This window comes from Brachyspira intermedia PWS/A (genome assembly GCF_000223215.1).
GTDB classification, from domain to species: domain Bacteria; phylum Spirochaetota; class Brachyspiria; order Brachyspirales; family Brachyspiraceae; genus Brachyspira; species Brachyspira intermedia.
In genome coordinates this window covers 869,124-893,075 of the sequence record NC_017243.1, presented here as the reverse complement: position 1 = coordinate 893,075, position 23,952 = coordinate 869,124, and the positions used below count along the sequence as shown (strand labels likewise).

The 23,952-nt window shown below is 27.4% G+C and carries 24 protein-coding genes; 16 read left to right on the top strand and 8 right to left on the bottom strand.

The genetic code is table 11. The features are described from left to right. Positions 1 to 7 precede the first annotated feature (7 nt). The 3 genes from BINT_RS03950 (at position 8) to BINT_RS03940 (ending at position 3,814) form a co-directional block, all read left to right on the top strand. Positions 8 to 1,036 (top strand): extracellular solute-binding protein, encoded by a 1,029-nt coding sequence (locus BINT_RS03950; RefSeq protein WP_014487266.1) that lies wholly within the window; start codon positions 8 to 10, stop codon positions 1,034 to 1,036. Between the two features lie 22 nt (positions 1,037 to 1,058). Further along, positions 1,059 to 2,075, top strand: coding sequence for an extracellular solute-binding protein (locus BINT_RS03945; RefSeq protein ID WP_014487265.1), 1,017 nt, complete (start codon positions 1,059 to 1,061; stop codon positions 2,073 to 2,075). A gap of 107 nt (positions 2,076 to 2,182) precedes the next feature. Next, a complete protein-coding gene (locus tag BINT_RS03940; protein ID WP_014487264.1) occupies positions 2,183 to 3,814 on the top strand; it encodes an ABC transporter permease in 1,632 nt (543 codons plus the stop codon). Positions 3,815 to 4,063: 249 nt separating this feature from the next. Here BINT_RS03940 and BINT_RS03935 read toward each other — a convergent pair whose 3' ends face one another. Both BINT_RS03935 and BINT_RS03930 read right to left on the bottom strand, forming a co-directional pair. Continuing rightward, complete coding sequence (locus BINT_RS03935; protein WP_014487263.1) at positions 4,064 to 4,300, bottom strand: hypothetical protein; 237 nt, start codon at positions 4,298 to 4,300, stop codon at positions 4,064 to 4,066. 24 nt (positions 4,301 to 4,324) lie between these two features. Further along, complete coding sequence (locus BINT_RS03930; RefSeq protein WP_014487262.1) at positions 4,325 to 5,092, bottom strand: biotin--[acetyl-CoA-carboxylase] ligase; 768 nt, start codon at positions 5,090 to 5,092, stop codon at positions 4,325 to 4,327. 150 nt (positions 5,093 to 5,242) lie between these two features. On the opposite strand from BINT_RS03930, the gene BINT_RS03925 reads away from it, so the two are divergent. After that, complete coding sequence (locus BINT_RS03925; protein ID WP_041177233.1) at positions 5,243 to 5,989, top strand: basic amino acid ABC transporter substrate-binding protein; 747 nt, start codon at positions 5,243 to 5,245, stop codon at positions 5,987 to 5,989. A gap of 120 nt (positions 5,990 to 6,109) precedes the next feature. Further along, complete coding sequence (locus BINT_RS03920) at positions 6,110 to 6,556, top strand: GNAT family N-acetyltransferase (RefSeq protein ID WP_014487260.1); 447 nt, start codon at positions 6,110 to 6,112, stop codon at positions 6,554 to 6,556. Between the two features lie 66 nt (positions 6,557 to 6,622). Here BINT_RS03920 and BINT_RS03915 read toward each other — a convergent pair whose 3' ends face one another. The 3 genes from BINT_RS03915 to BINT_RS03905 all read right to left on the bottom strand — a co-directional run bounded on the left by BINT_RS03915 (position 6,623) and on the right by BINT_RS03905 (position 10,032). Further along, positions 6,623 to 7,492 (bottom strand): hypothetical protein, encoded by an 870-nt coding sequence (locus tag BINT_RS03915; RefSeq protein WP_041177232.1) that lies wholly within the window; start codon positions 7,490 to 7,492, stop codon positions 6,623 to 6,625. A gap of 94 nt (positions 7,493 to 7,586) precedes the next feature. Next, a complete protein-coding gene (locus BINT_RS03910; protein WP_268741615.1) occupies positions 7,587 to 8,501 on the bottom strand; it encodes a sigma-70 family RNA polymerase sigma factor in 915 nt (304 codons plus the stop codon). A 94-nt stretch (positions 8,502 to 8,595) separates the two neighbouring features. After that, positions 8,596 to 10,032, bottom strand: coding sequence for a hypothetical protein (locus BINT_RS03905; RefSeq protein WP_014487257.1), 1,437 nt, complete (start codon positions 10,030 to 10,032; stop codon positions 8,596 to 8,598). A gap of 148 nt (positions 10,033 to 10,180) precedes the next feature. On the opposite strand from BINT_RS03905, the gene BINT_RS03900 reads away from it, so the two are divergent. Then, the gene (locus BINT_RS03900; RefSeq protein WP_014487256.1) at positions 10,181 to 10,594 is read left to right on the top strand and encodes a PepSY-like domain-containing protein; all 414 of its coding nucleotides are present in this window, start codon (positions 10,181 to 10,183) and stop codon (positions 10,592 to 10,594) included. A 14-nt stretch (positions 10,595 to 10,608) separates the two neighbouring features. Continuing rightward, entirely contained in the window at positions 10,609 to 11,034 is a 426-nt protein-coding gene (locus BINT_RS03895) for a PepSY-like domain-containing protein (protein WP_014487255.1), read from the top strand. A gap of 242 nt (positions 11,035 to 11,276) precedes the next feature. On the opposite strand, the gene htpG is transcribed toward BINT_RS03895, so the two are convergent. After that, a complete protein-coding gene (gene htpG / locus BINT_RS03890) occupies positions 11,277 to 13,196 on the bottom strand; it encodes a molecular chaperone HtpG (protein ID WP_014487254.1) in 1,920 nt (639 codons plus the stop codon). Positions 13,197 to 13,435: 239 nt separating this feature from the next. Between htpG and BINT_RS03885 the strand changes: the two genes are divergently transcribed. From BINT_RS03885 to BINT_RS03875, 3 genes are all read left to right on the top strand, one after another. Further along, complete coding sequence (locus BINT_RS03885) at positions 13,436 to 14,365, top strand: AEC family transporter (protein WP_014487253.1); 930 nt, start codon at positions 13,436 to 13,438, stop codon at positions 14,363 to 14,365. 100 nt (positions 14,366 to 14,465) lie between these two features. After that, positions 14,466 to 15,047, top strand: a complete 582-nt coding sequence (locus BINT_RS03880) for a DUF3793 family protein (protein ID WP_014487252.1) — start codon at positions 14,466 to 14,468, stop codon at positions 15,045 to 15,047. A gap of 28 nt (positions 15,048 to 15,075) precedes the next feature. Then, positions 15,076 to 15,507: a flavodoxin gene (locus BINT_RS03875; protein ID WP_014487251.1), complete on the top strand. Its 432-nt coding sequence runs from the start codon at positions 15,076 to 15,078 to the stop codon at positions 15,505 to 15,507. Positions 15,508 to 15,683: 176 nt separating this feature from the next. Here BINT_RS03875 and BINT_RS03870 read toward each other — a convergent pair whose 3' ends face one another. Continuing rightward, positions 15,684 to 16,238 carry a hypothetical protein gene (locus BINT_RS03870; RefSeq protein ID WP_014487250.1) on the bottom strand — a complete coding sequence of 185 codons (555 nt, stop codon included), beginning with the start codon at positions 16,236 to 16,238 and terminating at the stop codon, positions 15,684 to 15,686. Positions 16,239 to 16,323: 85 nt separating this feature from the next. Next, positions 16,324 to 17,382 (bottom strand): 3-dehydroquinate synthase, encoded by a 1,059-nt coding sequence (aroB, locus tag BINT_RS03865; protein WP_041177230.1) that lies wholly within the window; start codon positions 17,380 to 17,382, stop codon positions 16,324 to 16,326. 221 nt (positions 17,383 to 17,603) lie between these two features. On the opposite strand from aroB, the gene BINT_RS03860 reads away from it, so the two are divergent. From BINT_RS03860 to BINT_RS14860, 6 genes are all read left to right on the top strand, one after another. Further along, on the top strand, positions 17,604 to 18,620 hold the full coding sequence (locus tag BINT_RS03860; RefSeq protein WP_014487248.1) for a galactose ABC transporter substrate-binding protein: 1,017 nt from the start codon (positions 17,604 to 17,606) through the stop codon (positions 18,618 to 18,620). An 84-nt stretch (positions 18,621 to 18,704) separates the two neighbouring features. Continuing rightward, positions 18,705 to 19,733: a galactose ABC transporter substrate-binding protein gene (locus tag BINT_RS03855; RefSeq protein ID WP_014487247.1), complete on the top strand. Its 1,029-nt coding sequence runs from the start codon at positions 18,705 to 18,707 to the stop codon at positions 19,731 to 19,733. Positions 19,734 to 20,019: 286 nt separating this feature from the next. Next, positions 20,020 to 21,066, top strand: coding sequence for a galactose ABC transporter substrate-binding protein (locus tag BINT_RS03850; RefSeq protein WP_041177229.1), 1,047 nt, complete (start codon positions 20,020 to 20,022; stop codon positions 21,064 to 21,066). 113 nt (positions 21,067 to 21,179) lie between these two features. Beyond that, on the top strand, positions 21,180 to 22,685 hold the full coding sequence (mglA, locus tag BINT_RS03845; RefSeq protein WP_041177228.1) for a galactose/methyl galactoside ABC transporter ATP-binding protein MglA: 1,506 nt from the start codon (positions 21,180 to 21,182) through the stop codon (positions 22,683 to 22,685). A gap of 21 nt (positions 22,686 to 22,706) precedes the next feature. Continuing rightward, entirely contained in the window at positions 22,707 to 23,729 is a 1,023-nt protein-coding gene (mglC, locus tag BINT_RS03840; protein ID WP_014487244.1) for a galactose/methyl galactoside ABC transporter permease MglC, read from the top strand. 14 nt (positions 23,730 to 23,743) lie between these two features. Further along, positions 23,744 to 23,899 carry a hypothetical protein gene (locus BINT_RS14860; protein WP_014487243.1) on the top strand — a complete coding sequence of 52 codons (156 nt, stop codon included), beginning with the start codon at positions 23,744 to 23,746 and terminating at the stop codon, positions 23,897 to 23,899. Positions 23,900 to 23,952: the final 53 nt, after the last annotated feature.

The window sequence follows — 23,952 nt, the reverse complement described above, 5'->3', positions numbered from 1 at the left end:
AAAAATTATGAAAAAAATTATTATTTCATTTTTAATATTATCTGCACTTTTAATTTTTTCATGTTCAAAAGAAGAAAATACAAATAATAAACTTGTAATATATACACCAGCATCAAGAACTTTATTAGATCCATTAATTGAGGATTTTAAACAAAAAAATCCAGATATAGATAATATAGAAATCATTATGGCTGGAAGCGGAGAACTTATAAAAAGAATAGAAGCAGAAAAAGATAATACATTATGCGATGTTCTTATGACAGTTAATGTTGATTTTATGAAAGAAAATACCAATTTATTTACAAATTATATATCAACAAATGAAGAATATATACATGATGATTTTAAAAATATTGAAGGTTCTATAACTAGATTTATGCTTAGTCCGAGTGTATTAATAGTTAATACTAATCTTATAGGTAATATAAATATAGAAGGATATACAGATTTAACTAATGAACAATTAAAAGGAAAAATAGCATTCAATGATGCTTCCAGCTCATCATCTGCATTCGAGCATTTAGTGAATATGCTTTATACTATGGGAGAAGGAAATATAGAAAATGGATGGGAATATATAGAAAAATTATACTCAAATTTGGACAACAAAATTTTAGATAGTTCTTCTGCTGTATATAAAGGCGTTACTGACGGAGAATATTCTGTCGGATTAACTTATGAAAATGCTGCTGCTGATTATGTATCTTCAGGTGCTCCTGTACAAATAGTATATATGAAAGAAGGTGTAATAATGAAAGCTAATGGAGCTTGTATAGTAAAAAATGCTAAAAACATAGAAAATGCTAAAAAATTTATAGATTATATTACAAGTTTTGAAGCACAGAAAAAAATGAATGATGAATTAAATGCAAGGGCAATTAGGAAAGATTTACCTAAATCTAATGTTTTAATAGACATTAATGAAATAAATACAATAACAGATAGCAATGAATTAGAGAAAATATCAAAAGAATCTTCAAATAATAAAGAAATTTGGTTAGAAAAATTAAAAGATATTATAATATCTAAACAATAAAAATAAAAACGAGGATAAAAATATGAAAAATATCATTAAATTATTTTTAGTATCTTTATTGATAGTGATATCAATTCTTTCATGCTCTAGCAAAAAAGAAGAAAAAGTTAATAGTCTAGTAATATACACGCCAGCAACTAGATTCTTTATTGATAGGCTTGTAGAAGAGTTCAACAAAAAAAATCCTGATATAAATGTAGAAATAATAATAGCTGGTACCGCTGAAATAATAAAAAGAATAGAAGCTGAAAAAAATGATCCTTTAGGCGATATATTTTTTGCTGCTAATGAAAATATACTAAAATATAATTCAGAGCTTTTTCAAGAATACGTTACAACAAATTATGATAATATATACGAAGATTACAGAAGTAAAGAAAAATACATAACAGGCTTTATGCTTAGCCCAAGCGTATTGATAATAAATACAAATTTAATAAAAGATATAAAAGTAGAAGGATATGCTGATTTGCTTAATCCTGCTTTAAAAGGACAAATAGCTTTTAATGACCCTACTACTTCATCATCATCTTTTGAACAATTAGTTAATATGCTTTATGCTATGGGTAACGGTAACCCTGAAAACGGCTGGAATTATGTAGAAAAATTGTATGCTAATTTAGACGGCAAACTTTTAAGTAGTTCTTCTGCTGTATATAAAGGCGTAGCTGATAATGAATATGCTGTGGGACTTACATTTGAAAGTGCCGCTGCAAACTATATACATACTGGCTCTCCTATAGATGTTATATATATGAAAGAAGGCGTACTAACTAAAGCACATTCTATGGCTATAATAAAAGATGCCAAAAACTTAGAAAATGCTAAAAAGTTTGTAGATTTTGTAACAAGCTATGATGCACAAAAAATTATCAATGATGAGTTATTCACAAGAGCTATAATAAAAAATTTAGATGGTTCTCAAATACTTATGCCTCTTGAAAATATTAATGATATAAAAGAAGATGAAGAAATGGTTGATAAAAATAAAGAAGCTTGGCTTGAAAAATTTAAAAATATAGTTACAGCAGGCATTTAAAAAGTATTTATATATTTTCTTACTAAAGTCATACTGATAAAAATATATTATCAGCATTGAAAAGAGAAAATAATTATGAAAGATAAAATAATAACTATATTAAAAAAATGGACTTTTGGACATATGTTACTATAATAATAACATTTGTTTTTGCTTTATTTTTAGTTTATCCATTGTTCTCATTATTTTTAAGTAGTTTTAAAGATATAAAAACAGATGCTTGGACATTAAATAATTTTATAAGATTCTTCACCAAAAAATATTATTACAGCACTTTAATAAATAGTTTTGTAGTAACTACTTCTGTAACTATACTTGCTGTATTAATAGGTACGCCTTTAGCATATTGCATGAAAATGTATAATCTTAAAGGCAAAAGAATCATAGAAATTTTAATAATTATATCTATGATGTCTCCTGCATTCATAGGTGCTTATTCATGGATACTGCTTCTTGGAAGAAACGGAGTTATTACCAGATTTTTTTCATATATAGGTATCAATATACCAACTATATATGGTTTTGATGGTATACTTTTAGTTTTTTCTTTGAAGCTATATCCATTTATATTTATGTATGTTTATGGAGCTTTAGGAAAAATTGATAATATATTTTTAGAGGCTTCTGAAAATCTAGGTGCTTCTAGTTTTATGAGAAATATGACTGTAACTATACCATTAATAAAGCCAACTATAGTTTCAGCAGGACTCATTGTGTTTATGAATGCATTGGCAGATTTCGGTACTCCTATGCTTATAGGCGAAGGATATAGAACTATGCCTACTATGATATATTCAGAGTTCATAAGCGAAGTAGGAAGCAATGCAAACTTTTCTGCTTCAATGTCCGTTATAATGGTTATAATTACAACTATAATGTTCATTTCACAAAAATATATTGTAAATAAAAGATCCTATGCTATGAATGCTATGAACACTATAAAATCAAAAGATATAAAAGGTATAAAATCTATATTGATTCATAGTATAATATATATTTTAGTTTTGATTTCTATACTTCCTCAAATTACAGTTATATATACTTCATTTTTAAAGACAAATAGATCAGTTTTTACTAGTCAATTTTCTTTTGAAAGCTATGAAACAATATTCCGCTCCCTAGCCTCTTCAATAAAAAACACATATATATACGGAATAATCACAATAGCAATAATAATAATCGTAGGAATGCTCACTGCATATATAACAATAAGAAGAAAAAATATATTAACTAGTATAATAGATATAGTATCAATGTTTCCATATATAATACCGGGTTCTGTACTTGGAATAACTTTTTTAACAGCATTCAATAAACCTCCTATAATATTGACAGGAAGTTCCATAATCATTATTATATCATTAGTGATAAGAAGACTTCCTTATACTCTAAGATCAAGCTCAGCTATACTCTATCAAATAGATAAGAATGTAGATGAGGCCTCTATAAGTCTTGGTGCTTCAGAAATAAAAACATTTTTTTATATAACAGCCAAATTAATGCTTTCAGGCGTATTATCAGGGGCTATATTAAGCTGGATAACTGTTATTAACGAATTAAGCTCATCTGTTATACTTTATACGACAAAATCAAGAACTATGTCTGTGGCTATTTATCAGGAAGTTATAAGGGCTAGTTATGGAACAGCTGCGGCCCTTTCTACAATACTTACTTTAACTACTATCATATCGCTTATTATATTCTTTAAGATAAGCAATAAGAAAGAAATAACTCTATAATTATATAACATGCTATAATAACTATATAACATGCTATTTGTTTGTATTATATGTAAAATAAAAATGAATATTTTTAAAATTTATATTATTTATTTTTTAATATTTTAAAAATTTATATTGACAAAAACTATATATAGTATACTATACATTATAGATTGTTTTTATTTTTTATCATATGTTTTCTTAAAAAGCCTACCATAATAAACCCCATTTATTATATGGTAGGTATTTTTATTGCTCCTTTATTTATCACTTATTAATGCTAAGCAAAAACTCCCTAGCAACAAATACACTAAACACTATAAGTATAGCAGCACTTATTCCAGCACTTATATATGGATTGATTCCGAATAATAATGATATTATGGCTGTTGTAACTATTGAAAGCACTATAATGATTAATTCAAATACGATAAGAAGAACTATACTCTTTTTATTTATATGTTTCTTTTCCACAGGTTTCTTGTATGGTATTGGTTTTCTCATAAATTACCTTCCGTTTATTTATTTTTAATATTTTGTATCTATATCTAAAGAAGCTCTGGATATCCAAATTTCATCTTTTCCATTTACTTCAACTTTTAAATATCCTTCTTCTGTTATCCCTTTTACATCAGCATATATTTCAGCATTATCTTTTATAGCCTTTATAGTTTTACCTATCATTTTGCTATACTCTTTGAAATATTCTGATAATTCTTTACTTCCTGTATAAACATCTTCAAAATAATGAATTAAATCTTTATAAAAATCACTTAATTCTATTTTTTTGCCTGTTTCAATATAAAGTGAAGTAGCTTTATTTCTTATACTCAAATCAAAATCTTCACTGCTTTGATATAAATTAACTCCTGTTCCTATAACGCATGCATTTATATCTTCAATAGGCGTAACTTGTATAAGAGTTCCTGATATTTTTTTACTTCCCACCAAAACATCATTAGGCCATTTAACATGGGCATCAACATTATATTTTTCTCTCAAACATTTACTTAATGCTATACCGGGTAGGAAACTTAAAGCCTCTTTCTTATATGGCGAATAAACTAAAACGCTAAACCATAATCCTAAATTATTATTAGATTCCCATTTATTGCCATAGCTGCCTTTTCCAGATGTCTGCACCAAAGCTATATATACAGTACCCTCTTCTAATTTTACCCCACTATTCAAATCTTCTATCATTTTTTTATTTGTACTTTCTAATGATTCAAATAATAAAGTATTTTGTCCGTATATCTTAGTATTTAATTTTTCTGTAAATATGTTAACTTTCATCTTTTTATTATATAATTAAATAATCATTATATCAATATTATGATAACTATATTTTAATATTTATTTATTGACTTTTACAGCATATTAAAGTAGTATATTACGCAATAATTCTACAAATAGTTATTAATCAATTAAAAAAGAGGTTATAAAATGAAAAAAATACTAATATTAATGATGATTATCTCTTCAATGATCTTTGTATCATGCAGTAATTCATCAAAAACATCTGACACTGAAAACAAAAAAATATATGTCGGAATAGATGTTGATTTTCCGCCTTTCGGATATTTGGACAGCGATGGAAAAATAGGCGGTTTTGATTATGATATAATGAGTGAAGTTGCTAAATTATCAGGTTTGAATGTAGAGTTTACTCATATGCAGTTTAACGGACTTTTGCCTGCACTTCAAGCTAAAAAATTAGATGCTATAATAGCAAGTATGACTGTTACAGAAGAAAGAAAACAGTTCGTTAATTTCTCAGAGCCTTATTATGTATCAAGTCAGGTTATGCTAGTTCATAAAGATGATGATTCAATAAAAACATTCGATGATTTAGTAGGAAAAAATATCGGCGTTGTTATAGGTACAACAGGAGACACTATAATGAGTGAAAAAGAAGGCGTAAATAATGAAAAATTTGATACAGGTGCTGCTGCTGTACTTGCATTGAAAGAAAAGAAAATATCAGCTGTTGTATTTGATAAAGAACCTTGTAAAAGTTTTGCTAAATACAATGATGATATAAAATTAATAGAAAGCGATGCTGTAGAAGAAAATTATGCCATTGCTTTAAGAAAAGAAGATACTGCACTTTTAGAAAAAATAAATGCTGGACTTTCTCAAATAATGACAAATGGTACTTATGAAAAATTAATAGAAAAGAATTTCCAATAATTAGAAATAATATATATAATTAATAAATATTTTATCTATGTAAATTAATTTAATTAATTTGCATAGATATTTTTTATTATAATTTTTTTTGATTATAATTTTTATTAGGACTTTTATATTATGACAATATATGAAACAAAAAATAGAGATGATGAATTAATAGATAAACTTTATATAATATGGGAAAAATCTGTGAGAGCAACTCATTTATTTCTTAAAGAAGATGATATTATAAATATATCCAAATACGTTAAAAAATATTTAATAGAGATAAAGCATTTAATAATTGCAGAGATGGAAAATAATATTGTTGGTTTTATGGGAATAGAAAATAAAAAATTAGAAATGCTTTTTCTAGATCCTGAAGTTATAGGAAATGGCATAGGCAGAAAATTAATACAATATGCTGCTTACAATTATAATATCGAAGAAGTATCAGTCAATGAACAAAATACAAATGCGTACAATTTTTATAAGCATATAGGTTTTGAAGATTATAAAAGAGATGAATATGATGAACTAGGAAACAATTTTCCTATTATTTATATGAAATTAAAAAATCTATAATAAAATAAAAACTCCCCAGTATTCTAAAAATATCGGGGAGTTTTATGCATCACAGCAAAATATTTTTTACTGTAATGTTACAACATAATTCCATTGAGGAACAGGATATCTTCCTGTTTTTCCAACTGATCTGCCGTTAGCATCTGTAATTTCTGCTTCGGCATATAATAAGTATCTTCCTTTAGGCAAGTACTTTCCGCCTGCAGAAGTTCTTCCTGCGAAGTAGAATTGAGTCTGTGCCTGTCCGTCCAATACATATATTTTAGGCAAATAGAATACTAAATCTCTGCTTAATATATTATAATTGTTATCTACTCTTCTAGCATATACTCTTATTTTAGCATATTTTCCTTCAGCAGGAGATTTTACTGCTAAAGTTATTAAAACAGGATTAGTTCTAGTAGCAACGAATCTATCATTATAATTGATGATAAATGAACTTATTCTCACATTTGTTTCAGTAGATGACATTGTATTCATCATATTATCATTAGGTCTAAGAGTATTAGAACTTGTTACTAAAACTGTATTATCAGTATTATAAGTATAAGCTGAACTGCTGTTATTTGGTTTAGAAACAGGAGGTTTTATATCTGGTATATCAAGATTATTTCCTGCCTCATATAATCCGTTATCTGTAAGATTTATAGAAGAATCTTTGTTTGTTGATTTAGTGTTTGTATTATTATCTGTTAATATGGTGTTATTTGTAGCTAAGAAATCTTTTTCTTCAGGAGTTATATCCTCGCCGAATATATCATCTGTTGTCAAAGTATCTTCAGGCATATCATTTGTATTGGCTGCACCGAAATCTAAAATAGGTATATTATTGCTGCTCAATATGCTCTTAGTAATAAAGAAACCTGCAACTAAAATTACAAGTAATATTACTATTATAATTATAGGTTTTAATTTTGCTTTCATTTCGTTAGACATAAATTCCCATCCATGATTATATTTTATTATATTAATTTTTCGGTAAAAATATAAATTGTTTAATAAAAAAATATAATTATAAAATGAAAATTATTTAATCCCATAAGAAACTTTTTAATTCTTTAGATAAATTAAGTCCTGCAAGTTTCTTTATGGCTTTTATCTGAATCTGTCTTACTCTTTCCCTTGTGATATTCAATTCTTTCCCAGTATCTTCAAGAGTTTTAGCCTCTTTTCCATATAATCCGTATCTTGATATGATAACTGTTCTCTCTTTTTCATCTAAACATTTAAGGGCTTCTGTCAAAGTATCTCTCAAACTATCCATAAATGCTTTTTGATGCGGAGATGGGAAATTTTTATCTTCTATTATAGAAGTCATATCATTATTATCAGAATTTCTGAAAAAAGAATCAACACTGGCAGTATCCTGAGTAAATATCATAATGTAAGATAAAGTTTTTCTATCTATTTTCATTTCTTTAGATATTTCATCTATTGTAGGTTCTCTGCCTAATTTCTGAGTAAGTGTTTTTGATGTTTGTATGCTCTTTTTTATAAGTCTTGCTATATGCATAGGGAATCTTATAATATGTCTTTTGCTTGATATTTCTTTAACTATGCTCTGTTTTATCCACCAAACGCCATAAGTAGAAAATTTGAATCCTTTTTTATATTCAAATCTTTTAACAGCCTCTATAAGCCCTATGTTTCCCTCATCTATAATATCAATAAAAGGTACTCCACTATTATAATATCTCTTAGCTATACTTATAACAAGCCTTAAATTAGATTTTACAAGCTTATGCTGTATAGAATCTATTTCTTTATCTATCTCTTCTATTTTCTTTAAAGACTCTTCATCATCATTATTTTCTAATGCTGCTCTATTCTCTCGGCAAACTTCCAGACGCTGCCATAAATCAAGTTCTTCTTCTTTAGTGAGTCTTCTTATTTCACCTATTTGCTTTAAATATACGCTAACAGGTCCCTTATACTCTTGATTAATATCTTTTTTAACAATTACTTTCCCTAAAACAAAAAAACATTACTATTAGGATATAAGATTTTTATAAATTGTCAAGTATATAATAAATATTTAATTATAAAGGACAATCAAATATATAAGCCCCTCTTACTTTTTCTAAATATTTAATAAATATATAGAAAATTACAGGGTCTATCTTTATATTATATCCTAAAAAATTCTCATACATATAAGAAATTACTTCATTAGCAATATTTCCTGTACCAGTCTTAGAAATATTCATGTATAAACTATCATAAGAATCCACTATTTCTAATGCCTTAGCAGGAAAATATGACAATGCAGTTAAATTCTCAATATCATTTGAATCATAAGTTAATATATTTTCTATATTATTATAAGTCTTATTTGCAAACTGCTTATTATACATATTTGTAAATATACCGTATCCGTTTCCATAATATTCATGATGAAGTCCTACTGTAGCATAAGTATATTCATTCTGTGCCATACAGTATTTAAGCAAATTAAATCCTAATACAGCATGATTATCTCCTTCATTATTACTAACAATAGGAATATTAGGAAGAACATCAACAAGTGCTATATCATGCCAAAAAGCAGCTCTGGCATAATATTTAATTTCATTTTGTTCTATTTTTCTAAATCCTACTTTTGATATATCTTCTATTCTATCTGCTTTGGTGAGTATATTATATTTTTTACCTATTTCATTATAATATGAATAATATTTCTTTTTATAATCTACTCTTAATTTGGAAGCAACACCTCTAGATATTTCCTCATTATAATAATATAAAAACTCAACCATCATAACAAATACTCTATTGCTATGGCATATTACATTATCATCTGTAAATGAAGAAATACTGTGAAATATAGAAATATCACTATATTCTTTCTCTAACAAGTTAACTATAGTTCCTATAATATCAGCAAAAAGAAGATCATCTTTCTTAACATTTTGATAATTTTTTAAATCAGATATGTTATTCTGCTTTATATAATTCAAATGGTATATCAAATTTAATCTCTCTATAATACCTATATCTGTTAAAATATTTCCTATTAATTTTGCTAATTCCAAATCTACCTTATTTTGGGTTGTAAATAATCTTAATTTATTAAATAATTCTTTTAAATAATCTATCCTTTCTATATTTCTTATAGATATTAATTCATTAAAATGTGTCTCATAATAGTCTTTATCAGTTTCAAATCTGCAGTTTTTATAGAGTGAATAAAAAATATTGATATCATGTATATCAGCATGCTGTTTATTTAAATCTATAGTTACCTGTTTACCAATTATTGAAATTAATGATTTATCCACATAGATTGAAGATTTCTTAATATATTCTGATCCGTCTAATGGAAATAAAACATCTTCTATCTTTTCATAAGGTATTACACTCAATATACCATCTTCATTAATGATAATAATATCGAGATGCATATCTTTTATGCTGTCAATATTAGTCTTTATTTGCTGCCAATCTATTAAAGAATATTTTTTTAAATCTACTATCATATAACATTCCATTAACAAATTATACCTGTTAATATTTTATACCATTTTACATTAATTTCTAGTTCATTTTCATTTTTTTAATTAATTATTTTTATTGATATTTATAAAATTTTTGTTATATTTTCAATATAGTATTAAATTATGTAAAATGAACAGAGTATTAACAGCTACATTATTATTTATTCTTATTTGTATGGCTTTATTTTCATACGATAATCTACTTCCTGAAAAGTCAGTTAAATTCATAAACGATTATTTTAACTATAATAATATAATCAATATAGTTAAAACAAACGAATTTTATGAAGTAATATTCAATGATGATATAATAATACATTTTGATTTGGACGGATATTGGCAGGAAGTAAGCGGAAATTCATCTCCTATACCAATAAACTTTATAGATAAAAAAGTATTAAATACTGTAAGAAAAACGAATCCTAATGCAGCAATTATAAATATAAAGAAAAGATGGAATATGTATGTAATAAGTTTAGATAATTATATAAATATATTCATAGATTTTGCAGGAATGCTAATAGGGCAAAAAGTACCAGATTAATTTGAAGGGGATATATGATAAAAAAAACAATACTTTTATTTTTTATTGCAGTAATTACTGTATATGCTGATGATATATATATAGCACCTAATCAGCTTCCAAATAATATACTGCAATTTATAAATGCTTTCTTTCCAAATTCTTCTATAATGTATGCTGAAATAGATAGAAAAAAATATGAAATTGCATTGGATAACGGTGTCGAAATGGAATTCTTTAGAAACGGAGAATTAAAAGAAATAGATGGAAATTATACGGCATTACCTTCAAATATATTGCCTCAGCCTGTAGCAAATACAGTTTCAAAAACTTATCCTAATACCGTAATAACAAAAATAAAAAAGAAATGGAATCTATATGAAGTAAAACTTAATAATATGATGGAGCTTTATATAGATGCAAGCAATGGTCAGCTTTTAGGACAGAAATTTGATGACTAAAAATAAATATAGATAAAAAATATATTATATTTTAATCTAATTTCTTTTTTAATTGAAATACATTCCCCGCCCTATAGATTTTTATGATTTCTATACATATTTTAAACTTCATTTACAAATAAAAGCATGCCCGCCCAAGTTTTGTTTAGGTATAAAATTTAAATAAAAAGGACTGCATTTTTAATACAGCCCTTTTAATATTTTTTATCGTTATTATGTTAATTAAACTATATCAACAATCATTATTTAAGCATTAATTTACTCATTCTGCTTGCAAATAATTTAGGATCTTCAAGAGGAAGTCCCTCAAGTATACAAGCTTCATCATAAAGAAGTTCGCTGTATTCTTTAAATGTTTCTGAAACTTTATTAGCCTGATATTCTTTTTCCATAGCTTTGAAAACCTCATGAGAAGTATTAATCTCTAATACTCTTTCAGGCTTCATTCCAAACATATTATTGCCTGTTTCAGCAAGAACTTTAGCCATATTAAAGCTGATAGAATCTTCTTTATTAGATAAACATACAACACTTTCTTTAAGTCTGTTAGTTTCTCTTACCTCAGCAACTCTATCTGCACCTAATACATCTTTTATAGCATTAAGTATATCTTTATTAGCAGATTCTTTATTTTCATCTTTATTTTCAGAATCATTATTATCAGCCTGAAGTATAGAATGAAGTTTAGTACCGTCAAACTCTTTCATCATAGTAATCATAAATTCATCTACTCTGTCAGTGAAATAAAGAACCTCATATCCTTTATCTTTCATACCTTCCATATGAGGAAGTTTTTCTATAGCAGATTTGTCCTTAGCAGCAGCATAATATATATACTCCTGACCTTCTTTCATTCTTGATTTATACTCTGCTAATGTTGTATATTCATCATCAGCTGTATTTGAAGATTGGAATAATAAAAGATTAGCTAATTTATCTTTTTTGCTGAAATCTGAATATATTCCTATTTTTATAGATTCACCAAACTCTTTAAAGAATTTCTCATATCTCTTTCTGTCATTTTTAAGTATATTTTCTAAAGCATCTAAAATTTTCTTTTCAACATTAGAAGCTATTCTTTTTAATTGAGTGCTATGCTGTAAAATCTCTCTTGAAATATTGAGTGAGAAGTCAGGAGAATCAACCAAACCTCTAACAAATTTTAAATATTCAGGAAGCAAATCTTTACACTTGCTCATTATAAATACATTTCTAGAATAAAGCTCTAATCCTCTTTCAAAATCTGGATGTAGGAAATTGAAAGGAGCTCTTGAAGGTATGAATAAAAGTGCTGTATATTCTATAGTACCTTCAGCCTTTGTATGTATAACTTCAAAAGGTTCTGCATAATCATGGAAATGCTCTTTATAAAACTCATTATACTCTTCAGGTTTAACATCGCTTTTTGATTTCTGCCAAATACTAATCATAGAGTTAATAGTTTTTTCTTCGTATTGCTGAACTTCGTTTTCCTCTTTTTTAGGTATAGGCATATCCATAACTATAGGATAATGAACATAGTTTGAATATTTATGTATTAAACTCTCTAAAGTGTATCTGTTACAGTAATCATCATCAACAAAACCGTCTTCTTCTAACTTTTCATCTTTTCCTTTCAGCTTTAATGTTATAGTAGTTCCTCTATCTTGTTTATCAATATCTTCTATAGAGTAAGAACCATCTCCATTACTCTCCCAACGAACGCCTTTTTCACTATCAACATGCTTTGTTTCTATTACTATATCATCAGCAACCATAAATGCAGAATAAAATCCTACTCCGAATTGTCCTATCAAATCTATTCCGCTTTCCTTTGATGCCTCTTTATCCTTTTGTATTTTTTCTAAAAATGCTTTAGTTCCGCTTCTTGCAATAGAACCTATATTATTAATAACGTCCTCTCTTGTCATACCGATTCCGTTATCTTTTATAGTTAATGTTCTATTTTGCTCATCTACTTCTATTTTTATTCTTAAATTATCTATATCTGTGTATTTATCTGTGTTTGTTATAGATTCAAATCTTGCCTTATCCAAAGCATCACTTGCATTTGATATAAGCTCTCTTAAAAATATTTCCTTATGAGTGTATATAGAATGCACCATTAAATTTAATATTTGTTTAGTTTCGGCTTCAAAATTAAGTATTTGTTTTTCTGCCATAATAAACTCCTTCGTTTAATTAATTTAAAATTCTTTACGGTTAAAGATTAAATATAAAAGTATTAAAGTGAATATATAAAGTCTAAAAATTGAATTAATATATAATATAACAAATAATAAAAAAATCAACTATTTTAATATATAAACTATCATAATAATATTTTAGTAAAATATAATATTAAATTGATTATTTTCATGCTATAATAATACAGACATTATATTAATAAACGGATTCAAAAATGTATACTATTATAGAATTAATACTTCCAATATTCATTTTAATAGCCTTCGGTAAAATATTAAAACATACTAATATAATAAGCAATGAAGGAATAAAAACTATAAAAAATTTAGCAGTGAATTTATTTCTTCCATTTACTTTTTTTAATATACTTATTCATGGCACATTCAATAAAGATTCTATAGTATTAATAGTAGCAGGATTTATAATAATATTTTCAGCGTATTTATTAGGTTTCTTGTTTAAACCATTATTCAGCGACGATATAAAAAAATATGTACCATATACTAATACCTGTATTGAAAGCGGAATGTTTGCATTAGCTATACTTAATATGATTATAGGCAAGGAAAATCTATTTCAAATAATACAAATGGATATGGTAAATAATATATTTGTTTTTACTGTAGTTACAACAGGTTTGACTTTGATATCAGGTAAAAAGCAAAGTACAAAGCAAGTAATAAACTCTATAATAAAAAGCCCAATAATAATAAGCCTTATATTAGGTATAATAGGAGCATTATTCAATTTGGGTGAAAAGATAGATAATTCAAATTTATCCGGCACTTACAATAGAATAATATCTTTTTTGACAGAGCCTTTATCTCCTATGATATTATTATGTATAGGGGCAGAACTTGAATTTGAAATTGATATATTAAAAAAGGCTATTAAATTATTTTTTATAAGATTCGCTACAATGGCTGTATTAATATCATTAATTTTATTTGTAATATCTAAAATAATAACTGTTAATTCTATATTTGTTAAATCTATGATTATATATTTTCTATCACCCTCACCTTTTATATTATTAATGTATACGAATGATAAAAAAGTTAATAAATTTCTATCAGGATTCTTGTCATTGCAGATAATAATGTCTTTAATATTCTGCATCATAGTAAGTTTTATACAATTTTAATATATTTATAAAATTATTAAAATAAAAGCATTTAAAAAAGTTAGAATATACTAACAAAAGTATTGACAATTCTAAAATTATATGTTAGAATACTCTAACAATGAAAGAATATAGTTTTGATGAGTTAATTATAAATCACTGTGCCCCTGCTCTGTCAGGTATAAAGATAGCTAATATATTTACATACCAATACGGCTCTAAAAAGGAGGTTTACAAAAAAGCAGCATCATACAATAAAATATTAAACAGCCGTAATATAAATGTATCTATAATAAAAGACTATGATAATAAAGTTATAGTATATGTTTATAATAAAAAAAGGCTTGAAGAATATATTTTGAATGATGATGTTTTCGATTTTTTAGAGCTTTATGGATATGAAGCTAAAGATGTGTATAAGTGTATAGAACTATTAAAATATAGAATGCAGAACAATAAAGATTTTCCTCATGAGATAGGAATATTTTTAGGCTATCCTCTTATGGACATATACGGCTTTATAAATAATTACGGCAAGAACAGCCTGCATACAGGATATTGGAAAGTGTATCATAATAAAAATGAAGCTATAAAAACATTCAATAGATATAATGAATGCAGAAGTTTTTATATAAATACATTTTTAAACGGCAAGGGTATATTGGAAATAATGGACGATTACAAAATGTATATTCAAAATTAATAATTATTACAAATTGGAGGTAACAAATATGAATAATAAAATAGCAATAATATATTGGAGCGGTACAGGAAATACTGAAATTATGGCACAGAATGTACAGAAAGGTATTGAAAATGCCGGAGGAGAAGCTGATATTTTCCCTGTATCTAGTTTTGATACTGCAAATATAAATAACTATTCAAAAGTGGCTTTAGGCTGTCCTGCTATGGGAGCTGAAGTTTTGGAAGAATCAGAATTTCAGCCTTTCTATGATTCTATAAGAGGAAGTTTATCAGGTAAAAAAGTTGCCTTGTTCGGTTCTTATGATTGGGGTGATGGAGAATGGATGAGAATATGGCAAGATGATGTAAAAGATACAGGTGCTTCTTTGGTAAAAGATGGACTCATTACAAATCTTACTCCAGACGATGATGCTGTTGATGAATGTAAATCTTTGGGTGAAGCCCTATTGAAAGCGTAAGTTTTAAATAAATCCTAAAACAAAAAAGAGGCATTAGCTTATAAAAAAGTTAATGCCTCTTAATTATTTATTAATTAAAGATTATAATATACATACTTATTTTTATGATATATACTAAAAATTTTTAAGTTTATAATTTTTTGTTTTCATTAATCAAATTTACTTTTTATTACTTCTTAATTAAAATTGTAATACTCATAATATTTACCAATATCATTCATCATAACATTGTCATGATCAAAGAAATATTCAGGTGCTGACAATTCTCCTGTATTAGGATTTATCTTAAAAGTTCTTTCTGAAAAGTTAGTAAGATAAAAATTAACTGTATTATTCTTTTTTACTATATTAAATTTATAAAAATTAAGACAGGAATATTTCTTTGAATAACGATCTAATACAAATTCAAGCATATTGTTGCTCACTTCTGAAACTATATCACCTATCCAGTCAGCAGATATAGTATACGGATAAAAACCAGAAACAAAATTTGCTTTATTATTATTTAATTTCCATATACTTATATAAATATAATTCTCTTTATCTTTTTTTTCATCAAAACTTTCATCATTAGTATTAAGAATATCTACACTAGAAATATAATATTTATTTCCGCTTATATCAATGATATTTGTAGCATGTACCCTATAAGCATTTAAAGTTTCCATAACATATTCATCTATATTAGTGTAAGTATTATCTTTTATATCAATAGAAGCAGTATCTGACACTTTTATTTTTTTTATTCAGATTTTGTATTAGCAGCACATAATATTAGCATAACGATAGAAAGCATAAGTGCCAAAATAAATTTACTCATTTTAAAATATCCTCCACACTTACTTTTTCAACACAAGGCTTTCCAATAGATTCTAAAAATACGAAATTGATTTTATCATCGCTTCTTTTTTTATCGAGTTTAATTGAATCTTTTAAATTCATATTATCAGGTATTGATATTGGGAGAGAGAATTTACTCAATATATTTTTGGCTCTTTCTAATATATTTTTATCTTTAGTGATGCCTTTTCTAATACCATACTCTATAGCAAAAATCATACCTATAGCAACAGCCTCCCCATGAAGCAATACACCATAACCAGCAGCATTCTCAACGCTATGCCCTATAGTATGTCCGAAGTTTAAAAACATTCTTTCTTTCTGCTCTTTATAATCTATTTCTACAATATGAGCCTTTAATTCGCAGTTTCTCTTTAATACAAAATCCATATCCAAATTAGTATTATTATGAACATGTGCCTCTATCAATTCCAAAAGTGCCTCATCAAATAAAAATGCATGCTTGATAACTTCAGCCATTCCTTCATTAAACTCCCTTTTAGGAAGGCTTAATAAAGTATTACTGTCTATTATAACAAGTTTTGGACTATGAAAAGCACCTACTAAATTTTTACCTTCTTTTATATTAATACCTGTCTTTCCGCCAACAGAAGAATCTACACATGCAAGCAATGTAGTTGGAATCTGCACAAAATCTATCCCCCTCATCCAAACAGCAGCAGCATATCCGGCCATATCTCCTATTACTCCGCCTCCCAATGCAATTATTATATCCTTACGGCTTAATTCATTTTTTGCCAATGCGGAGAATATATTATTAATGCTTTCTATATTTTTATTAGGCTCTCCATTTGGAAGAACGCATACAGAAGTGATAATATCTTCCTTTTCTAAACTTTCTTTTACTATATTAGTATAAAGTTTATCTACTATATCATCTGTAACTATTAAGGCTCTTTTTCCTCTTAGTATATTTTTTACTAATTTACCAGTATCTTTTATCAATCCTTTTTGAACTAAAATATCATAATTGATAATCGAATCATTTTTTATTTTTACTTCTACTTTATTCATAGCATTAAAATCCATTATATTTTATATTTTTTTTCATTATAAATCATTTTAAAAAATAAAAAACATTAAATCATATTTTATAATAACTAAAAAAGTTTTATATATTTTTTGTATAAAAAAACAAACTTTCATAATATAAAAATCATATTTGAATATTTATAAACTTGACAATAAAAACTATTTTACTATAATTTAAAAGTCATTATTAGGAGTATATATAAATGAAAAGATTTATTATTTTATTATTAGTATTATTATCATCTTCTGTGTTATTGTATACACAGAAAAAAACAAATTCTATAGGTGTGGCACTTTATAGATACGATGACAGTTATATGAGTTTTTTAAAGCAGTATATAGAAAAAAATATAAATAGAAATACTTCTCTGCTTATGGCAGACTCTTATAATAGTCAATCAACTCAAAATGGTCAAATAGATATGTTCTTACAAAAGAATGTCAATCTATTAGCTATAAATTTGGTAGATAAATCTCAAGCTCAAAAAGTATTGGATAAAATAAGCATAAATAATAAACCCATAATATTTTTTAATAGAGAACCGGGACTAGAAGTTGTAAAAACTTATGATAAGGTTTGGTATATAGGCGGAATAAGCGAAGAGGCAGGAAGTGCTCAAGGCAGGGTAATAGTAGAAAGTTGGAAAGACAGAATGAATTGGGATAAAAATGAAGATGGTAAAATACAATGTGTCATATTAAAAGGCGATTTGAATGATACTGACACTATAAAAAGAACAGAGTATATGAAAAAATACATAGCTTCTAATAATATAAAATTAAATGTACTAGAAGAAGTTTCAGCTATGGGAAGAAGAGACGAAGCAGCAAAGGTAATGAAAACTTTAATATCTAAATACGGTAAAAAAATAGAGTATATAATATGTAATAATGATAATATGGCATTAGGGGCATTGGATACTTTGAGAGAATTTAAATATAATAACAGCAGCAGAATGCTTAATTATGTACCTATAATAGGAATAGATGGAATACCTGAATGCTTGGAAGAGATTAATAATTATGGAATATTTGCAACTGTTATGCAAAATCCTCAAATACAGGCTCAAACGCTATGCTCTGTTTCAAGTAATATAATAAGCGGAAAATCTCCTTTAGACGGTTTACATTTTACCATTTATAATGATAAATATATTGTAATACCTTATATACCTGTAAATAAATCTAATATAGATACTGCAATAAAAATATATAAATAAATTATATTTTTTCATAATTTAATTTGACTTATATATCTTTTTTTAATAAACTGGATATTATTATATAAAAAATTGGAGTTTTTTATGAATAAAGCAATAGTTACTATTTCATCAATTTTATTGTTTATATCATTAGTAAGCTGCGGCAATTCTTCAAAAGCTAATAATGAAATAGAAGTTGGTATTACTATTTACAGATATGATGATGCCTTTATTTCATTTATGAGAAGAAATATTGAAACTATGTTAAATGGAAAAGCTAAATTTATAATGAATGATTCAGAAAATGATCAGGTTAAGCAAAATGATCAAGTAGATGCTGCCATTCAAAGAGAGGTTGATGCTTTAGCAATTAACTTAGTAGATCCTGCATCAGCTAGTTTTATGATTAATAAAATAAAGCCTACAGGAATACCTGTAATATTTTTCAATAAAGAGCCTAGCAAAGAAGATATGATGCTTTATGATAAAGCATGGTATGTAGGTACTTTGAGTGAAGAATCTGGAAATATACAGGGTGATATAGTAGTTAAGGCTTGGCAAGAGAATCCTGCTTGGGATAAAAATGGAGATGGAAAAATTCAATATGTTTTATTAAAAGGAGAGGCAGGACACCCAGATGCTGAAGCTAGAACAGAAAGAATTAAATCAGTTTTAACTAATAATGGAATAACTATAGAACAATTAGATGAACAAACAGCAAATTGGGATATACTTCAGGCTCAAACAGCCGCTGACTCTTGGGTAGAAAAATATGGAAACAGTATAGAGTTTATATTCTCAAATAATGATGCTATGGCTTTGGGAGCATTAAAATCTATTCAAAAACAAGGTTACAACATAGGAGACAGCAATAAATTCATACCTATAGTTGGTGTTGATGCTATTCCTGAAATTATTGAAGAAATTAAAAAAGGAACTGTAGTTGGTACTGTTTTACAAAGCCCTAAAGATCAGGCTAAAGCTGTAGTTGATATGGTTATGAATGCTGCAAATGGAAATGATGTATTAACAGGAACAGAATACAAATTAGATGAGGTAAAAGCTGTAAGAGTACCTTATAGAGCTATCACATTAGAAAATATAAATGATGCTGCTGAGGCTTATAAATAAATTGTAAATATTATTAATTACTATATTGATTATCAAAGGCAAGTTATTGTATTATTCAAGCAATAATTTGCCTTTTTTATATAGCATTTTTTTTCATTATATAAATTATATTTACAAATAAAAATAAAAAGTGTAAATAAAGTTATCATAACACTAAAGATAACATAAAATTAGACTTCATATAAATATCCAAAAGTCAAAAAAAGTGATTTTACTTGATTTAATAAAATAAATTTATATACTAATTAATTAAGAGAATATTAATTAATTTAAGGAGTTTTCTAATATGAAAAAGTCACTTATCGTTATGGCGGCATTATTTATAATGTCTTCACTTTTCGTGGTATCTTGCGGAGGCGGATCTTCTTCATCCACAACTACTGATGGCCCAACTATCGGAGTAACAATTTATCGTTACGATGATAACTTTATGTCATTCTACAGAAGAAACATTGAAACTAGAATTAGCGGAAAAGCAAATTTGATAATCAATGACTCACAAAACAACCAAGCTCAGCAAAATGACCAAGTTGATGTTATGATTCAAAAAGATTCAAAAGCATTAGCTATTAACTTGGTAGACCCTCAAGCAGCTCAAACTATCATAGATAAAGCTAAAACTAAAAATATACCTGTTGTATTCTTCAACAAACAGCCTAGTGCTGAAGCTATGGCTAGCTATGATAAAACTTGGTATGTAGGAACTACTCCAGAAGAATCAGGCGATATGCAAGGTAAAATCGTTGTAGATACTTGGAAAGCTAATCCTACTTGGGACAAAAACGGTGATGGAATTATACAGTATGCTTTATTAAAAGGCGAACCAGGACACCCAGATGCTGAAGCTAGAACTAGCCATGTTACTTTATACGTTACTAACAATGGTCTTAAAGTAGAAAAATTAGAAGAACAAACAGCTATGTGGGACACTGCAAAAGCTAAAGATATAGTTGATGCTTGGATACAGAAATACGGTGATAAACTTGAATATATATTCTGTAACAATGACGCTATGGCTTTAGGTGCTTTACAGTCAGTACAAGCTTTAGGATACAACAAAGAAGGCGATACTACTAAATTCATACCTATAGTAGGTGTTGATGCTATTCCTGATATGATCAATGAAATCAAAAAAGGAACTGTAGTAGGTTCTGTTCTTAATGACCCAGTTGGTCAATCTCAAGCTCTAGTTGACATTACTTTAAATGTTGCTGCTGGAAAAGACCCATTAGATGGTACTACTTGGACTTTAGACGAAGTTAAAGCAGTTCGCGTCCCTTATGTACCTATAACTAAAGACAATATAAACGTTGCTGAAGAAGCTTATAAATAATAATTAATTTGTGATAAAACAGGGATATTAATCTTTTAATATCCCTGTTTCTTAATTATCTAATATCTAATTTATTTTTATATTAGCAGAGTTTGAAAAATAAAGGTTTTAATATGGATAATAAAAAAATTGTTCTTGAAATGAAAGGTATTTCAAAGTCTTTTCCGGGTGTTAAAGCATTAGATGATGTACAGCTAACCGTAAGAGAGGGCGAAGTAGTTGCTCTTATGGGTGAAAATGGTGCTGGAAAATCTACTTTGATGAAATGTTTATTCGGTATATACCGTAAAGATGAAGGACATATATTCTTAGATGGTAAAGAAGTAAACTTTATATCACCCAAACAAGCTTTGAATAATGGTGTAGCTATGGTACACCAAGAACTTAACCAAGTTAGACAAAGAAATATACAAGATAATATATGGCTTGGAAAATATCCTACCAAATACGGCGTTATTATTGATGAGAAAAAGATGTATGATGATACTAAGGCAATTTTTGATGATTTGGAAATACCTCTAGATCCTAGAACAAAAGTATCTACATTATCTGTATCTGAAATGCAAATGGTAGAGATAGCAAAAGCGGTTTCTTATAATTCTAAAATATTGGTGTTAGATGAGCCTACAAGTTCTCTTACTGAAAAAGAAGTTGCTAAATTATTTAAAATCATTAGAAAACTTCAAAGCAGAGGCGTAGGTATGATCTACATATCTCACAAGATGGAAGAAATACTTCAAATATCTGATGAAGTTACTATAATGAGAGACGGTAAATATGTTGCCACTACCCCATCTAAAGAATTAACTACTGATATGATTATTAAACAGATGGTAGGAAGAGATTTAACTAATCGTTTCCCTGAAAAAACAAATGTTCCTGGAGAGGATATTTTAGAAATAAAAGATTTCACTGCATTTTATCAGCCTTCTCTTAAAGAAGTTAACTTTAGTGTAAGAAAAGGAGAAGTATTTGGTATTGCAGGACTTGTTGGAGCAAAAAGAACTGAAGTACTAGAAAGTATATTCGGTATGAGAACTTTATCTTCAGGTCATGTATTTAAAATGTCTGAAGAAGTTAACAATTCTTCTACAAGAAAAGCTATAAAAAATGGATTTGCTTTGGTTACCGAAGAAAGAAGACAAACAGGTATATTCGGTATGCTATCTATCAATTTCAATTCTACTATAGCTAATATAGACCATTACAAAAATAAATTTGGATTCTTGGATAATAAAAAGATGCAGGAAGATACAAAATGGGTTATAGACAGTATGCAGGTAAAAACTCCTTCTGAAAAAACAGCTATACAATCATTATCAGGAGGTAATCAGCAGAAAGTTATATTAGGAAGATGGCTTTTAAGTAAACCTGATATTCTTATGCTTGATGAGCCTACAAGAGGTATTGACGTTGGTGCTAAATATGATATATACAGACTTATTATAGATTTAGCTACTGTTGGAAAAGCTGTAATAGTGGTTAGTTCTGAAATGCCTGAATTACTCGGTATCACTGACAGAATCATGGTTATGAGTAATGGAAGAGTGGCTGGTATTGTTGAAACTAAAAATACTAATCAAGAAGAAATCATGGCATTGTCTGCTAAATATTTATAATTTTAATCAAAAGGAAGGATCATGGATAAAAATAAAATAAACATTAAAACTATTAAATCATTTGTATTAAACAATGCTATATTTGCAGCATTACTTGTAATACTTATAGGTATTATCATTAAAGAGCCTACTTTCTTCAGATTGAGCAACTTCTTAAATATATTTGCTCAAGCTTCTACTCGTATGATAATAGCTGTAGGTATTGGAACACTTCTTGTTACTCAAGGTAACGATTTAGGTGCTGGTAGAGCTGTAGGACTTGCTGCGGTTGTAAGTGCTTCACTTTTACAATCTCCTTCTAACCCTACTAGAATGTATCCGGATTTACCTATGCTTCCGGTTATACTTCCTATACTCTTAGTTATGCTTATACTTATGATATTCGGTCTTATAAACGGTTTTATCATTTCTAAACTTTATGTAACTCCATTTATTGCCACTTTAGGTATGCAGCTTATACTTTATGGTGTAACTAGTACTTATTTTGACAGACCTCCTTATGGTGCTCAGCCTATCGGAGGACTTGATCCTAGATTTACTAATCTTGCTCAAGGCGGTATAAAATTAGGAGGCTTCACTATATCATATTTGATCATATTTGCTGTCATTATAACCTTGATAATGTGGGTTATTTGGAATAAAACTAAATTAGGTAAAAATATATTTGCTGTTGGAGGCAACCCTGAAGCTGCTGCTGTTTCTGGTGTAAACATTCCTCTTACTCTTATGATAGTATATACTATGGCTGGTGCTTTATATGGTATAGCTGGTTCATTAGAGGTTGCTCGTGTTGGATCTGCTACTAACAACTTAGGTAACGGTTATGAACTTGATGCTATTGCTGCTTGTGTTGTAGGAGGAGTTTCTTTCTCTGGCGGTATCGGTTCTATTATAGGTATTGTATCTGGTGTATTGATATTCCAAGTTATTAACTATGGTATGTCATTCGTTGGTATTTCTCCATATATGCAATACATCATTAAGGGTGCTATCATAATTGCTGCTGTTGCAGTTGATACACAAAAATATTTGAAAAAAGTATGATATAGGGTTTTATTATGGAATATGATAATAACGATCCTTTTAGGAGAGAATTTAATAAAAAGGAAACTAGAAAAAGAACTTTGAAATCTTGGATATTCTTGGGTTTCATAGTAATGATCTTTTTAATAGCTGAGTTTGTAAGATATATTGCTAGTTTAATATATCGCTAACAATAAAGCAATATAAAAAAGGCTGTACTTATTTAAGTACAGCCTTTATTTTC

What these genes read in the sequence shown, in the direction of transcription:
- BINT_RS03875 (WP_014487251.1), top strand. Translation starts at nt 15,076, where the DNA reads ATGAATAATAAAATAGCAATAATATATTGGAGCGGTACAGGAAATACT.
- mglA (WP_041177228.1), top strand. Translation starts at nt 21,180, where the DNA reads ATGGATAATAAAAAAATTGTTCTTGAAATGAAAGGTATTTCAAAGTCT.
- BINT_RS03930 (WP_014487262.1), bottom strand. Translation starts at nt 5,092, where the DNA reads ATGAAAGTTAACATATTTACAGAAAAATTAAATACTAAGATATACGGA.
- BINT_RS14860 (WP_014487243.1), top strand. Translation starts at nt 23,744, where the DNA reads ATGGAATATGATAATAACGATCCTTTTAGGAGAGAATTTAATAAAAAG.
- BINT_RS03945 (WP_014487265.1), top strand. Translation starts at nt 1,059, where the DNA reads ATGAAAAATATCATTAAATTATTTTTAGTATCTTTATTGATAGTGATA.
- htpG (WP_014487254.1), bottom strand. Translation starts at nt 13,196, where the DNA reads ATGGCAGAAAAACAAATACTTAATTTTGAAGCCGAAACTAAACAAATA.
- BINT_RS03920 (WP_014487260.1), top strand. Translation starts at nt 6,110, where the DNA reads ATGACAATATATGAAACAAAAAATAGAGATGATGAATTAATAGATAAA.
- BINT_RS03925 (WP_041177233.1), top strand. Translation starts at nt 5,243, where the DNA reads ATGAAAAAAATACTAATATTAATGATGATTATCTCTTCAATGATCTTT.
- BINT_RS03880 (WP_014487252.1), top strand. Translation starts at nt 14,466, where the DNA reads ATGAAAGAATATAGTTTTGATGAGTTAATTATAAATCACTGTGCCCCT.
- BINT_RS03860 (WP_014487248.1), top strand. Translation starts at nt 17,604, where the DNA reads ATGAAAAGATTTATTATTTTATTATTAGTATTATTATCATCTTCTGTG.
- BINT_RS03855 (WP_014487247.1), top strand. Translation starts at nt 18,705, where the DNA reads ATGAATAAAGCAATAGTTACTATTTCATCAATTTTATTGTTTATATCA.
- BINT_RS03940 (WP_014487264.1), top strand. Translation starts at nt 2,183, where the DNA reads ATGGACTTTTGGACATATGTTACTATAATAATAACATTTGTTTTTGCT.
- mglC (WP_014487244.1), top strand. Translation starts at nt 22,707, where the DNA reads ATGGATAAAAATAAAATAAACATTAAAACTATTAAATCATTTGTATTA.
- BINT_RS03915 (WP_041177232.1), bottom strand. Translation starts at nt 7,492, where the DNA reads ATGTCTAACGAAATGAAAGCAAAATTAAAACCTATAATTATAATAGTA.
- BINT_RS03885 (WP_014487253.1), top strand. Translation starts at nt 13,436, where the DNA reads ATGTATACTATTATAGAATTAATACTTCCAATATTCATTTTAATAGCC.
- BINT_RS03895 (WP_014487255.1), top strand. Translation starts at nt 10,609, where the DNA reads ATGATAAAAAAAACAATACTTTTATTTTTTATTGCAGTAATTACTGTA.
- BINT_RS03950 (WP_014487266.1), top strand. Translation starts at nt 8, where the DNA reads ATGAAAAAAATTATTATTTCATTTTTAATATTATCTGCACTTTTAATT.
- aroB (WP_041177230.1), bottom strand. Translation starts at nt 17,382, where the DNA reads ATGAATAAAGTAGAAGTAAAAATAAAAAATGATTCGATTATCAATTAT.
- BINT_RS03905 (WP_014487257.1), bottom strand. Translation starts at nt 10,032, where the DNA reads ATGATAGTAGATTTAAAAAAATATTCTTTAATAGATTGGCAGCAAATA.
- BINT_RS03900 (WP_014487256.1), top strand. Translation starts at nt 10,181, where the DNA reads ATGAACAGAGTATTAACAGCTACATTATTATTTATTCTTATTTGTATG.
- BINT_RS03850 (WP_041177229.1), top strand. Translation starts at nt 20,020, where the DNA reads ATGAAAAAGTCACTTATCGTTATGGCGGCATTATTTATAATGTCTTCA.
- BINT_RS03935 (WP_014487263.1), bottom strand. Translation starts at nt 4,300, where the DNA reads ATGAGAAAACCAATACCATACAAGAAACCTGTGGAAAAGAAACATATA.